13 protein-coding genes and 1 pseudogene are annotated in these 13,078 nt (G+C 68.3%); 7 read left to right on the forward strand and 7 right to left on the reverse strand.

What is annotated here, in order from left to right:
* The first annotated feature begins 29 nt into the window (after positions 1–29).
* The 4 genes from WG902_RS04845 (at position 30) to WG902_RS04860 (ending at position 4,293) form a co-directional block, all read left to right on the forward strand.
* Positions 30–1,139, forward strand: coding sequence for a peptidoglycan-binding protein (locus WG902_RS04845; protein ID WP_340058804.1), 1,110 nt, complete (start codon positions 30–32; stop codon positions 1,137–1,139).
* 89 nt (positions 1,140–1,228) lie between these two features.
* Positions 1,229–2,209: a tripartite tricarboxylate transporter substrate binding protein gene (locus WG902_RS04850; protein ID WP_340058805.1), complete on the forward strand. Its 981-nt coding sequence runs from the start codon at positions 1,229–1,231 to the stop codon at positions 2,207–2,209.
* Positions 2,210–2,258: 49 nt separating this feature from the next.
* Positions 2,259–2,780 carry a tripartite tricarboxylate transporter TctB family protein gene (locus WG902_RS04855; protein WP_340058806.1) on the forward strand — a complete coding sequence of 174 codons (522 nt, stop codon included), beginning with the start codon at positions 2,259–2,261 and terminating at the stop codon, positions 2,778–2,780.
* 16 nt (positions 2,781–2,796) lie between these two features.
* The gene (locus tag WG902_RS04860) at positions 2,797–4,293 is read left to right on the forward strand and encodes a tripartite tricarboxylate transporter permease (protein ID WP_340058807.1); all 1,497 of its coding nucleotides are present in this window, start codon (positions 2,797–2,799) and stop codon (positions 4,291–4,293) included.
* A gap of 3 nt (positions 4,294–4,296) precedes the next feature.
* Here WG902_RS04860 and WG902_RS04865 read toward each other — a convergent pair whose 3' ends face one another.
* Entirely contained in the window at positions 4,297–5,358 is a 1,062-nt protein-coding gene (locus tag WG902_RS04865) for an Ldh family oxidoreductase (protein ID WP_340058808.1), read from the reverse strand.
* Between the two features lie 215 nt (positions 5,359–5,573).
* On the opposite strand from WG902_RS04865, the gene WG902_RS04870 reads away from it, so the two are divergent.
* Positions 5,574–6,836 carry a phospholipase D-like domain-containing protein gene (locus WG902_RS04870; RefSeq protein WP_340058809.1) on the forward strand — a complete coding sequence of 421 codons (1,263 nt, stop codon included), beginning with the start codon at positions 5,574–5,576 and terminating at the stop codon, positions 6,834–6,836.
* Positions 6,833–7,693, forward strand: coding sequence for an alpha/beta fold hydrolase (locus tag WG902_RS04875; RefSeq protein ID WP_340058810.1), 861 nt, complete (start codon positions 6,833–6,835; stop codon positions 7,691–7,693). Before WG902_RS04870 ends, WG902_RS04875 begins: the two co-directional genes overlap by 4 nt.
* A 155-nt stretch (positions 7,694–7,848) precedes the next feature.
* Here WG902_RS04875 and WG902_RS04880 read toward each other — a convergent pair.
* From WG902_RS04880 to WG902_RS04900, 5 genes and pseudogenes are all read right to left on the reverse strand, one after another.
* Positions 7,849–8,445, reverse strand: a pseudogene (locus WG902_RS04880) (L,D-transpeptidase); the annotation flags it as partial.
* Between the two features lie 73 nt (positions 8,446–8,518).
* Positions 8,519–9,121 (reverse strand): DedA family protein, encoded by a 603-nt coding sequence (locus WG902_RS04885; protein WP_340058811.1) that lies wholly within the window; start codon positions 9,119–9,121, stop codon positions 8,519–8,521.
* Positions 9,122–9,224: 103 nt separating this feature from the next.
* Positions 9,225–10,154 carry an NAD(P)-dependent oxidoreductase gene (locus WG902_RS04890; RefSeq protein ID WP_340058812.1) on the reverse strand — a complete coding sequence of 310 codons (930 nt, stop codon included), beginning with the start codon at positions 10,152–10,154 and terminating at the stop codon, positions 9,225–9,227.
* A complete protein-coding gene (locus WG902_RS04895) occupies positions 10,151–10,840 on the reverse strand; it encodes an RraA family protein (protein WP_340058813.1) in 690 nt (229 codons plus the stop codon). Before WG902_RS04895 ends, WG902_RS04890 begins: the two co-directional genes overlap by 4 nt.
* Positions 10,841–10,845: 5 nt before the next feature.
* The gene (locus WG902_RS04900; RefSeq protein ID WP_340058815.1) at positions 10,846–11,820 is read right to left on the reverse strand and encodes a Bug family tripartite tricarboxylate transporter substrate binding protein; all 975 of its coding nucleotides are present in this window, start codon (positions 11,818–11,820) and stop codon (positions 10,846–10,848) included.
* A 114-nt stretch (positions 11,821–11,934) separates the two neighbouring features.
* Between WG902_RS04900 and WG902_RS04905 the strand changes: the two genes are divergently transcribed.
* The gene (locus WG902_RS04905) at positions 11,935–12,708 is read left to right on the forward strand and encodes an IclR family transcriptional regulator (protein WP_340058816.1); all 774 of its coding nucleotides are present in this window, start codon (positions 11,935–11,937) and stop codon (positions 12,706–12,708) included.
* A 6-nt stretch (positions 12,709–12,714) separates the two neighbouring features.
* Here the strand turns inward: WG902_RS04905 and WG902_RS04910 are convergent, their stop codons facing one another.
* Positions 12,715–13,077, reverse strand: a complete 363-nt coding sequence (locus WG902_RS04910) for a response regulator (RefSeq protein WP_340058817.1) — start codon at positions 13,075–13,077, stop codon at positions 12,715–12,717.
* Position 13,078: the final 1 nt, after the last annotated feature.

The raw sequence follows: 13,078 nt of genomic DNA on the forward strand, positions 1-13,078 counted from the left end.
TCCATGCCCAACCTCCTGGGGAGATGTCCATGAGCGACGTTTTCAGCACCACCGTGGCCTGCGCCGATTGCACCGCGCACCGCCAGGACCTGGAGGCTTGCGGGCATCGCGTGCTGGAATGCAGCGACGACCCCACCCTGCCCGGCTACTGCACCATCCGCTATACCCGCCCGGTCGCCATGGCCGACGGCGGCCCGGCTCCGCTGGCAGCGACGCAGGCCCTGGCCGCGCGGGCCATCGTCAACATCTTCGAGACCGGCGAGGTGCGCGGCGACTACAGCGCCGTCACGCTGCTGCCGGGTGACACCGGCCGGCTCACCTATGGCCGGGCCCAGACCACGCTGGGCTCGGGCAACCTGCACCTGCTGGTCTCGCGCTATTGCGCAATGGCGGGGGCGCGTTTCGGCGCCCGCCTGCGGCCCTGGCTGCCGGCGCTGGCCACGCGCAGCCCGGCGGCGGATGCCGACCAGAAGCTGCACAACCTGCTGCGCGCCAGTGCCGACGACCCGGTGATGCGCGACGTGCAGGACGCCTTCTTCGACGAGCTGTTCTGGGAGCCGGCCGCGCGGTCCGCCAGCCGGCTGGGAATCCGCTCGCCGCTGGGCACCGCCGTGGTCTACGACAGCTGGGTGCACGGGTCGTGGACGCCGCTGCGCGATCGCACCAACGCCAGCGGCACGATCAACGGGCTGGGCGAACATGACTGGGTGCAGCGCTACGTGCGCAACCGGCGCGAGTGGCTGGCCACGCACGGCAACGCGCTGCTGCGCGCCACCGTCTACCGCATGGACGCATTCCAGCGGCTCATCGACCAGGAAGCGTGGGGCCTGCAATTGCCACTGGTGGTGCGAGGCCACGAGATTTCGCTCGGCACCTTGTCCGCGCTGCCGCCGAACTGCTACGACGGGCCGCAGCCGGGGAGCCGCCCGCTGGGCGTGCAGTCCCCGTTGCAGCGCGGCCTGGACGTGCGGCTGGTGCAGCTGGCGCTGTCCGACCAAGGCTGCGACGTGCGCGCCGACGGCATCTACGGCAACGCCTCGGCGCGCTTCATCCGCGCTTTCCAGCGCAGCAGCGAATTGCCGGAAACCGGCATGGCGGACGCGGCGCTGATCCAGAGGCTGTTGGCCCTGGGCGATTGAGAGGGTCATCCCTATGCCGCCGGCGGCGTATGCCGGATAGATTCCCTGCGGGTCGCACCCTTTCCGAATTCGCGACCAGGAGACCAAGCATGACCCGTCCTTCCCGCCGCTCGCTGATCGCGGGCGCCTTCGCTGCCGCCGCGCTGGCCGCCGCCTTTCCCGCTGCCGCGCAGAATTACCCCGCACGGCCCATCACGCTGATCGTGCCGTGGGGCGCCGGCGGCGGCACCGACGCCACCGCCCGCATCATCGGCAGCCTGATGGAGAAGGAGCTGGGACAGCCGGTGAACGTGGTCAACCGCACGGGCGGCAGCGGCGTGGTGGGCCACGCGGCCATCGCCTCGGCGCCGCCCGACGGCTACACCATCGGCCTGGCCACGGTGGAGATCGGCATGATGCACTGGCAGGGCCTGACCGACCTGACCGGCGCGTCGTACACGCCCATCGGCCTGGTGAATGCCGATCCGGCCAGCATCAACGTGCGCGCCGATGCGCCGTACAAGACCGTGCAGGACCTGCTGGCGGCCATCAAGGCGAATCCGGGCAAGTTCAAGGCCTCGGGCACGGGCCAGGGCGGCATCTGGCACCTGGCCATCGCCGGCCTGCTGCGCGACCAGAAGATGGATCCCGGCTCCGTGCCCTGGGTGCCCAGCAACGGCGCCGCGCCCGGCCTGCAGGACATGGTGGCGGGCGGCATCGAGATCGCCCCGGTGTCGCTGCCGGAGGCGCGCGCGCTGATCGACGCCGGCAAGGTCAAGAGCCTGGCGATCATGAACGACAAGCCGGCTGCGCTGTACCCCAACGTGCCGACGCTCAAGTCGGCCATCGGCAGCGACTGGACGATGGCGGCGTGGCGCGGCATCGTCGCGCCCAAGGGCATCCCGGCCGACGTGCGCACCAAGCTGGCGGCCACCGTGCAGAAGGTCGCCAACAGCAAGGAATACCAGGACTTCATGGCGGGCCGCGGCTTCGGCGTGATCTACGCCGGGCCGGACGACTTCGGCCGCTTCATGGCCAAGTCGGACGCCGAACTCGGCGCGACGATGAAGGCCGTGGGCATCGCGAAGTGACGGCAAGCGCGACGCCGGCCGTCATCCCCGCGCAGGCGGGGATCCACGCATGAAGGTATCCGACCGGATCTCCGGTGCGATGCTGGTCGGGCTGGGAGTCGCCTCTTATTGGGGCGGCTCGCTGCTGCCGCCGGTGCCCGGCCAGCAGGTCGGGCCCAACGTGTTCCCCATGGTCATCGGCGGCGCGCTGGTGGCCTGCGGCGTGCTGATCATGCTGGGCGTGGGGCGCACCTTCGAGGAAGACGAGAAGATCGTGACCTCGGCCACCGGCGAGGTGGCGGACGCCGACGCCCTGCGGGCGTCCCGGGGTCGCCTGGCCAACTTCGTGGATGGCGACTGGAAGGCGCTGATTCCCCCGGCGGCCCTCTTCTTCTACTTCTTCGCTTCCGAGCGCCTGGGCTTCTGGATCACGGCGTTGCTGATGGTGCTGGGACTGGCCTGGAGCCAGGGCGCGAAGTTCCGGCACGCCATCGTGCTGGCCCTCGTCGCGCCGGCGCTGCTGCACCTGGTCTTCTACAAGCTGCTGCGCGTGCCGCTGCCCCCGGGCATCCTGCCCTTCCCATGGGCCTGAGCCGCGGCCGCATTGCATGAACAACCTGCTCCAGGGCTTTTCCATGGTCGCGCAGCCGGACGTGCTGCTGACGATCCTCTTCGCTTCCATCTACGGGCTGATCGTGGGGGCCCTGCCGGGGCTTTCGGCGACCATGGCCACGGCCTTGCTGGTGCCGGTGACGTTCTACATGTCGCCCATCGCCGCCGTCTCGGCGATCATTGCGGCCTCGGCGATGGCGATCTTCTCCGGCGACATCCCGGGCTGCCTGCTGCGCATCCCCGGCACGCCGGCGTCGGCCGCGTACACCGACGAGGCGTTCGCGATGACCCGCAACGGCCAGCCTGAACTGGCGCTCGGCATCTGCCTGTGGTTTTCGGCCATCGGCGGCATCGTCGGCACCATTTCCCTCATCGCGATGGCGCCGCTGCTGGCCGAGATGGCGTTCCAGTTTTCGACCTACGAGTATTTCTGGCTCGCGTTGCTGGGGCTGATGTGCGCGACGATCGTGGCGCGCTCTTCGCCGATCAAGGCGATCGCCGCCATGTTCCTCGGCCTGCTGATCACCTGCGTCGGCAACGAGAACCCCGGCGGCGTGCCGCGCTTCACCTTCGGCATCACCGAACTCATGGGCGGCCTGGAGATCATCCCGGTGCTGGTCGGCGTGTTCGCCGTCTCGGAGGTGATGCGCTCGTACACCGCACGCGATGTGCCGGTGCTGCCGCCACGCAAGTTCGGCAGCATCCTCGCGGGCCAATGGGCGCTGACCAAGTCGCATCCCAAGCAGCAGGTGCGCGGCAACATCGTCGGCATCATCATCGGCGTGCTGCCCGGCGCGGGCGCCGACATGGCGGCCTGGGTCAGCTATGCGATGTCCAAGCGCTTCTCGAAGACTCCCGAGAAGTTCGGCACCGGCCACCCGGAAGGCCTGATCGAGGCGGGCTCCAGCAACAACGCCAGCCTCGCGTCCGGCTGGGTGCCTTCGCTGCTGTTCGGCATTCCGGGCGACACCATCACGGCCATCGCGATCGGCGTCCTTTACATGAAGGGGCTGAATCCGGGGCCCATGCTGTTCACGGAAAAGGCGTCGAGCATGTACGCCCTGTACATCGTCTTCATCCTGTCCAACATCATCATGATCCCCCTGGGCATCATGATGATCCGCTCGGCGCGCTACGTGCTGTACGTGCCGCGCTCGTTCATCATGCCGATCATCGTGCTGCTGTGCGCGGTCGGGTCCTTCGCCACGGGCAACAACCTGGCGCTGGTGTTCACCGTCGCCACCTTCGGGCTCGTCGGCTTCTTCCTCGACCGCAATGGCTATCCCGTCGCCGCGCTCGTGCTGGGCGCCGTGATGGGCACGATGGTGGAGCAGAACTTCGTCACGTCGCTGATCAAGTCGGACGGCACCCTGATGCCGTTCTTCAGCCGCCCCGTTTCCATGGTGCTCGCGGTCATGACGATTGCAGCCGTGCTGTGGCCGCTGGCCGTGTGGGTGCGCAAGTGGCGCCCTGCGGCCGGAAAGCCCGCGTGACGATCACGCATCCGCCGGCAACTTCACCTTCAATTTCTCCGCCCACGGCTTGAGCGCATCGAGGATGCCGGGGTGCAGGGCGATGCCCTTGGCGCGCTGCTCCTCGGCCAGCGCGAAGCCTTTCTCGCCCGGCAGGCGCACCGGCCTGCCGGCTTGCGCCGGGCGCGACGCATGGCACTGCCGCGCCACTTCGTCCATCTGCCGCAAGAAATCCGCACGCCCGCCGAAGGCCTCCGGGTCGATGATCTGCAGGAACACCGTGGCGCCCCAGCCCTGCTTGGGGTCGGCGCGGCCGAAGCCCGCGAGCCCGCCGGTCAACGCTTCGACCGTCAGCGACAGGCCGTAGCCCTTGTGCCCCGAATCCAGCCCACCCAGGGGCAGGATCGTGCCCTTCGGTTCCTTGAACAGCACCGCCGGGTCGTCCGATGGCTTGCCATGTCCGTCGATCACCCATTGCGCCGGCAGGCGGCCGCCTTCCTGGTGCAGCCGGTTGGTCAGTCCGTTGGTGGTGGCGGACGTCGAAATGTCCGTGACGATGGGCGCGCCGCTGGTGGGAATGCCGATGGAGATCGGATTGGGCGTGAACACCGGGTCGAGGCCGCCGAAGGGAGCGACGCTCGCCGAGTTGGCGTCCGACGAGGCCAGGATCATCATCAGGCCCTCGTCGGTCGCGCGCTTGTGGAATGCCGCCAGGCACGCGATGTGGTGGCTCTGCCGGATGGCCACCGACCCGGTGCCGCAGGCGCGCGCCATGCGCGTGGCCGCCTGCATGGCCTGCAGGACCAGCCACGGGCCAGGCAGTCGTCGGCCATTCCAGGTGAGCGCCGCCGGCGCTTCGTGGATCACTTCCGGATCGCCCTGCACGCGCATCGACCCGGACTCCACCTCCTTCAGGTAACCGGGGAGCAACTGCAGGCCGTGCGTCGTGTGGCCGAGCAGGTCGCCCTCGAGCAGGATGCCGGCGACGGCTTCGGCCTTGTCGCCGGGCATGCCCGCCCCGACCAGGAGGTCGCGCGAGAAAGTGAGCAATGCGGATGCGGCGTGGCGGGTCGGTGTGGTGGTCATGACGGCGGCAGGTGGTGCTGCCGCAGTCTAGCGCCCGTCCGTCATCCAGCTTCCTTGAGCAGGATCCGCCGGGCGGGTATTCGCCCCTGCCACCTGCGTGTCAGCTGAGTTACGGTTTTGCAACACTCGATGGCACGGGCACGAGGAGGCCTTGTGATGCCCCCGGTTACGCCGGCCGCCGGGATAATCCCGCCCGACGCAACCGACGAGACGACATGAGCGAAACCTTCTGGATGTGGCTGTTCTTCGCCACCGTGCCCCTGATGCTGCTGGCGATCTGGTCCATCCGCCGCCACCGCAGCCCGGTGCTGCAGGTGCAGTCCGAATCCGGCATTGCCGACCTGATGCCCTCGCTGTCCGGCCTGACGCTCGGCTCTTCGGTGGAAGGCAACTCCGTGGAGATCCTGGAGAACGGCCAGTTCTACGACGTGCTGGAGCAGCGCATCCGGGCCGCGCAGAAATCGGTGCACTTCGAGACCTTCCTGTGGAAGCCGGGGGAACTGGCCAAGCGACTGGCCGCCGCCTTCATGGACCGCGCGGCCGCCGGCGTGACGGTGCGCATCATGCTCGACGCCGTGGGCAGCAAGACCATGGAGCAGGACATGGTGGACCGCCTGCGCGAGGCGGGCTGCAAGGTCAAGTTCTTCCACAAGCGATCGCTGCGGTCGCTGGGGGTGCTGAACGACCGCGACCACCGCAAGATCTGCATCGTGGACGGCAAGGAGGCCTTCGTCGGCGGCCACTGCATCACCGACGACTGGCTCGGCAATGCGGAAGACCACGAACACAACTCCGACGTGACCGTCTGGATGCATGGACCGATCGTCCACAGCATCCAGGGGACCTTCAGCGAGAACTGGGCGGGGGAAACCGGCGAACTGTTCGTGGGCGACGCGTTCTTCCCGAAGCTGGAGAAAACGGGCGACATCTCCGTGTTCGCCGCGTACGCGAAGCCGGAGAATTCTGCGCCGGCGGTGAAGATCCTGCACCACACGGTGCTGTGCCTGGCGCGCGAGCGCATCTGGATCCAGAACCCGTACTTCATTCCCAAGAAGGAGGCCATCGACGCGCTGGGAGCTGCCGTCAAGCGCGGCGTGGACGTGCGCGTGCTGATGCCGTCCACCAGCGGCTCCGACTCGCCGATGGTGCAGCACGCCGGGCACTACCACTTCGAGAGGCTGCTGAAGAACGGCGTGCGCCTGTTCGAGTACCCGCACACGCTGCTGCACCAGAAGGTGATGACGGTGGACAGCTGCTGGAGCGCGGTGGGCTCCACCAATTTCGACGACCGCTCCTTCGACACCAACGACGAGATCACCGTCGGCATCCTGGACAAGGGCGTGACGGCGAAGCTGGACGCGATCTTCGAGAAGTACGCGCAGCGCGCGAACGAGATCGTGATCGAGGAATGGCACAAGCGCGGGATCGTGCGCAAGGTGAAGGCCAACGCGGCGTACTTGCTGAACGACCTGCTGTGACCGGCATCCCCGCGCTCGAAACCGAACTGCCGCCCGAAGCACTGCGCGTCCTGGCGCTCGCCACGCGCAGCACGACCGCGGGCGGCGAGGGCGACGTGGTGTGGCACGGCTGGGGCCGAGGGGACCCCCTCGTGCTGCTGCACGGCGGCAGCGGCAGCTGGACGCACTGGATCCGCAACGTGGAGGCACTGGCCGCCGCCGGCCGCCACGTGCTGGTGCCGGACCTGCCCGGCTTCGGTGACTCGGCGCGTCCGCCTGGCGGGCAGGACGCCGATGCGGTCGCGCCGGTCGTGGTCGAGGGGATTCGGCGGCTGCTGGGGGACGCGCCGGTGGACGTTGCCGGCTTTTCCTTCGGCGGGCTGGTCGCCGCGTTGATGGCGGCTTCGCATCCGCAGCGGGTGCGAAGGCTCGTCCTGCTTGGAGCCCCGGGCCTCGGTTTGCGGGACAAGCGCTTGCCGCTCACGTCGTGGCGGACGCTGCCCCCGGATCAGCGGGCCGCGGCCCATCGCGGCAACCTGGCCATGCTGATGCTGCACAAGCCGGAGTCGGTCGACGACGTGGCGGTGGCCCTCCAATCCGCCAACGTGCCGCGCGACCGCATGCACCGGCGCCGGCTGGCGCTGACGGACATCCTGGCGCGCACGCTGCCTGCCTTGTCCTGCCCGATGGATGCGATCTACGGCGAGCGGGATGCGTTGTACTGCGACGTGCTGCCGGCGCTGCGGGCGAAAATTTCGACGGCGCCGCGGTTCGGGGAGCTGGTGCTGGTGCCCGGGGCGGGGCATTGGGTGCAGTACGAAGCGGCGGAATCGGTGAACCGCGAGTTGTTGCGACTGCTGGGGTCGCGGATTTCGTAGGCCGCCGCAGCCACCTGCACCGCCTTGCTCCGGACGTCGTACGAGCCGAACAACTGCTGCGCCGTCTTCGTCTCCGGCAGCACGTAAACATACGCACCCTTCTTCGACACCGTCGGCCGCAGCAATCCATCGTAGAACGCGGCGGGCACGTTGACGCAACCGTTCGAGATGCGGTTGTCGCCAATGTCCGCGGTGGCCATGCGCCCGGCCCGGTTCTCCTTGCCGACCTTGCGCAGGCGGTGCAACGAGATGGCTGCGTCGTAATCGATCCAGATCACGTTGTCGCCGCCCTTGTTCTTGCCGGGCATGGCCAGGAAGCGGCCGGCCGGCGTCGTCTTCTCGTCTTCCTTCAGTTGCGAGATCGGCTTGCTGGCCGTGCCGGGAGGAATCACGTCACCGACCGCGCGGCCCAACAAGACAGGCGAATGGCTCTTGAGCTTGCCGTCCGGCTCGAACAGGTACATCTGCGCCTGTTTCTTGTCGATGACGACGAAGGCCTTCTTCTGGTTGTTGCGCGTGTAGGAAACCCAGTTGGCGATGTGCACGACGTCGGCAGGCGCTTCGGTCTGGCCGAAGTCGGCGAGCGGTCCGGGCTTTGCTTTCTTCTTCGCCGGGCTTGCCTTTGCCTTGGACTTCGCCGGCCCGGGCGTCTTGTCCACCCCGGCAAACACCGGTGACAGGCAACAGGCTGCGCCGACGAGCACGGCCTTGTGAAGCGCCGATCGGAAAGAGAGGGCAAACGATTTCTGCATGGTCGCCACCTTAGGAAAGCGGGCGGACGGGCCGGGTGCGCCGATGGCGGCGGCGCTTGTAGGAACGCGGCACTCAGGCCGTACGCGTGCGACGACGCTCACGCAGCCACCACGCAAGCAGGATCGCGACGACAGCGACGGTCAGGATCGTGTCAGCCCCATCGAAGCGCGTCTGCAGGGCTTGCCACTGCCAACCCAGGCTGCGTGCACCGTAGACGAAAAGCGGTACCTGGATCGCGGCGGCGATGCCGTTCGCGAGGAAGAAGGTGCGATACGGCAGCCGCAGCGTGCCGTAAATGAAAAACAGCGTGCCCCGCTGGCCGGGAAGAAAGCGCGTGACGAAGGCCAGTAGGCCGCCGTAGCGGCGCATCTTTTCCTCCAGGCCCGGCAACCGCTCCGGGGCGACGATGCGGCGCGCCCAGGGCTTGCGGATCCAGCGGGCGCCGTAATGGTGGCCGATCCACAGGCTGAGGGTGTCACCCGCCATCACCGCCAGCCATGCGACGAGGACCAACGGGATCGGTTGCATCGATGCGAGCTTCGCGCTTGCGAGCAGCAGGACGTCCTGGCTCAGCGGCGCGCCGACGCCGGCGGAGAACAGCAGCCACAGCGCCATGCCGTAGGCCGCGGCGCCCTGCAGCGAGGCGAGCAGGCCGAGAAAGATGTCGAAGAACACCCGGGGATGGTAGCGGGCGTGGATACCGGGGTTCCTGCGTCACCCCGGCTTACGAGGGAACGGCTTGCGAAAGCCGGTGGCGAGCGCGCAGCCGAACCCCGGTTCAGGCCGCCACGGCCTTCCCCACCACCGCCAACACATTGTTCGCGGCGGCGATCCCCATGTTCACGTACGCGTCGCTCGTCACGCCGCCGATGTGAGGACTCAGCACCAGCTGCGGATGCCCGAAGAACGGATGGTTCGCCGGCGTCGGCTCCTGGGCGAACGCATCCAGCCCCGCCATGCCCACCTGTCCGCTCTCCAACGCGGCGAGAAGCGCCGCCTCGTCGATCAAGCCACCACGCCCCGTGTTCACGACGATCACGCCGCGTTTGCACTGCGACAGAGTCTGCGCATTCAGCAGGTTCCGGTTCTCCTCCGTCAGCGGGCAATGCAGCGAGATCACGTCCGCCTCGCTCCACAGCGTGGCCAGATCCACCGGTCGCACGTGGTCCGGCAAGTCCTTGGCAAACGGATCGAAACCGATCACGCGCATTTCCATGGCCGCTGCGATGCGCGCGAACCGGCGCCCGATCGCACCGAGGCCGACGACGCCGACGGTGCGCCCCGCCAGCTCCACGCTCTTGTGCGTGGCCTTGTCCCAGTGACCGTGGTGCATGCGGTCGTTGAGCTTGACGACCGATTTGGCGCATGCCAGCAGCAGCGCCATCGCCTGCTCCGCCACCGCCGCGGCGTTCGCGCCCACCGCCGCCTTCACTTCGATGCCACGCGCGGCCGCGGCCACCTTGTCGATCGTGTCGATGCCACTGCCGTGCTTGGAGATCACCTTCAGCGATGGCGCCGCGTCCATTGCCTCGGCGTTCACCTGGCCGTAGCGAACGATGATCGCGACGGGATCGTGCCGGCGCGCCAGGGCCACGATGTCCGCCGGTTGCGGCGTCTTGCCCGCGTACACGATCTCGAAATCCTGCAGCAGCGCGAGCGCCTGCGGCGCCAGGTCTGCCGCGGTCACCAGGAGGGCCGGCTTGCTCACAGCGACTCGCCTTCCTTCAACACGCCGGCGGTGCGCAACGCGGCGTCGAGCCACGAAGCACTGGTCTTGCCCTGCTTGATCTGCGCGATGCGCGCCGATTCGTCGGCCACCTTCTTCGCGGCCAGCGGCAGGAGCGATTCGAGCTTGTCGCGCTCCACGACCACCACGCCGTCGGCGTCGCCGATCACGAAGTCGCCGGGATGCACGGTGACCCCGCCCACCGTGACGGGATGACCGATGCGGCCCCCGACTTGCTTGGTCGGTCCGTTCGGATTCATGCCGACGGAGAAGACCGGGAAGTCCATCTCGTCGATCTCCAGGCTGTCGCGCACCGCGCCGTCGATCACCACACCGGCGATGCCGAGCTGGCGGCAGGCCGTCATCATGATGGTGCCCATGAGCGCAGCGGTCTGGTCGCCCTTGCCGTCGATGACCAGCACGTCGCCGGGCTTGGCCATCGCCATGGCGGCGTGGATCATCAGGTTGTCGCCGGGACGCACTTCCACCGTGAAGGCGGGGCCGGCCAGTTTCATGCGCGGGCGCAGCGCGGCGATGCGGCCGTGCAGCGCGCCGCGGCGGCCGGCGACGTCGGCCATGATGGCCGGCTGGTACTGCGAGGCCTGCTTCACCAGGTCGGCGGAAACGCGCTCGAAGTTGCGGACGATGTCGGGAGTGGCTTGCTTCATGGCGATCAATCCACCTTGGCGCCGGATTCCTTGACGACCTTGCCCCAGCGGGCGATCTCGTCGCGGATGAGGGTGGCGAACTGTTCCGGCGTGCTGCCGGCGACGTCCGCGCCCTGGTCGCTGAGCTTCTTCAGCAGGTCGGGCGCCTGCAGGGCCTTGTTGATCTCGGCGTTGAGGCGGGTCACCACCTCCTTGGGCAGCTTGGCCGGGCCGGCGATGCCGAACCACGTGACCGCCTCGAAACCCTTGTAGCCGGACTCGGCGATGGTGGGCACCTGCGGCAGGTCGTCGGCGCGCTTGGCGGACGTGACGGCGATGGCGCGCATCTTGCCGTTCTTGATGTGGCCGATCAGCGTGGGCACGGACGACACGTACAGCTGCACCTGGCCGCCGATCAGGTCCGTCGCACCTTGCGCTGCGCCCTTGTACGGCACGTGCGTGAGCTGCACGTTGGCCGTGCGCTGGAACATCTCGGTGGCCAGGTGGGCCACGGTGCCGTTGCCGGAGGTGGCGTAGTTCAGGCTGAGCGGCTTGGCGCGGGAGGCGGCGACGATGTCGGCCAGCGTCTTGTACGGCGAGTCGGCCGCCACCACGATCACCAGCGGCGCGCTGGCCACCATGCTCACCGGCGACAGGTCCTTGACCGGGTCGTAAGGCAGTTTGGAGTACAGCGTCGGATTGATCGCCAGGTTGCTGGTCTGGCCCAGCACGAAGGTGTAGCCGTCGGCCGGCGACTTGGCAGCGGCGTCCACACCCAGGTTGCCGCCGGAGCCCGGCTTGTTGTCGATGATGACCGTCCAGCCAGTATTGGTGGCAAGCTTCTGCGCCACCTCGCGGCCGATGATGTCGGTGCCGCCGCCGGCCGGGAACGGCACGATCAGCTTGATGGGCTTGGCGGGCCAGGCCTGGGCCAGCACGGCGCCGGAAGAAAAGGTGGCAGCGACGGCCAGGGCCAGCGCGACGCGACGGGAAATCTGCATGGGTTTGTCTCCTTCGGGTGGATCTCGCGAAGCGTTGCTTCGTCGATGGGGCGGATTTTGAAAGCGCGTTCCACTCCGTACAATGGGGTTGCACTCTGCACGCCTTGTTTCACCATGCGCAACCCGTCCCGCAAAGTCCAGCCTGCTCCCGTCGAAGAGGAACCCGCTGCCGGCGGCGTGACCGCCGTCACCCGCGCGCTGTCGCTGATGGAGGCGTTCCAGGTCGGCGAAGCCAGCCTGCAGCTGGCGGAGTTGAGCCGCCGCACCGGCATGCACAAGACGACGGTGTTGCGCCTCGCGCGCACCCTCGCGCAGTCCGGCTACATGGTGCAGCGGGATGACGGCGGCTGGCGCCTGGGCCCGGCGACCGGATGGCTGGGCGCGCGCTACCAGGCCGGCTTCGACGTCAACGGCGTGGTGGAGCCCGCACTGCGGCAACTGAGCCTCGCCACCGGCGAGAGCGCGTCCTTCTATGCGCGCGAGGGCGACATCCGTGCCTGCATCTCACGCGTGGAGGGCCCGCAGGCCGTGCGCCACCACGTGCGCATCGGCGAGCGGCTGCCGCTGGACAAGGGAGCGCCCGGCAAGGTGATCCTGGCCTTCATGGGCGAGAAGGGGAAGGACTACGAGTTGATCCGCCAGAAGGGGTATCACATCTCGATGGGGGAACGCGAGCCGGAGGTGGCGAGCGTCGCCGCGCCGGTGTTCGGATTGAGCTGGCGGCTGCTGGGATCGATGTGCATCTCCGGGCCGGTGGCCAGGCTGTCGCACAAGAAGCTGGAGGCGCACGCGAAGACCGTCATCGCGGCGGCCAACGAGTTGTCCTATGCCTTGGCGGGGAGTGCTTCGGAGGCTACGCCGAAGGTGGTCTCGACGTGGCATCCATGATGGAGCTCATCGCGCCAGCCGCTCGACCAGCGCCTCGAGTTCGTCCAGGTCGACGGGCTTCCTCATCGAATGAGCGGTAGGGCCGAGCGACCGGGCGACGTCGCCCAAGTCATACCCGGAACAGACGATCACCGGCAGCGCCGGATTCTGCCGGAGGGCCTCGCGCGCCACGTCGACGCCAGAGCCGTCGGGCAGGTTGATGTCCGTGATCAGCAGGTTGACGCCCTGCGCGCGAAGGGCCTCGCGCGCGCCGGCGCCGTCAGCCACCGAGACGACCCGGCGCTCGGCCGTGGTGAGCAACTCGGCGAACGACTCGCGGACCAGGTCGTTGTCTTCGACGTAGAGGATGACGAAAGGGTTGGCGGCCATG

This window comes from Ramlibacter sp. PS3R-8 (assembly GCF_037572435.1).
In the GTDB taxonomy this organism is placed as follows: Bacteria; Pseudomonadota; Gammaproteobacteria; order Burkholderiales; family Burkholderiaceae_C; genus Ramlibacter.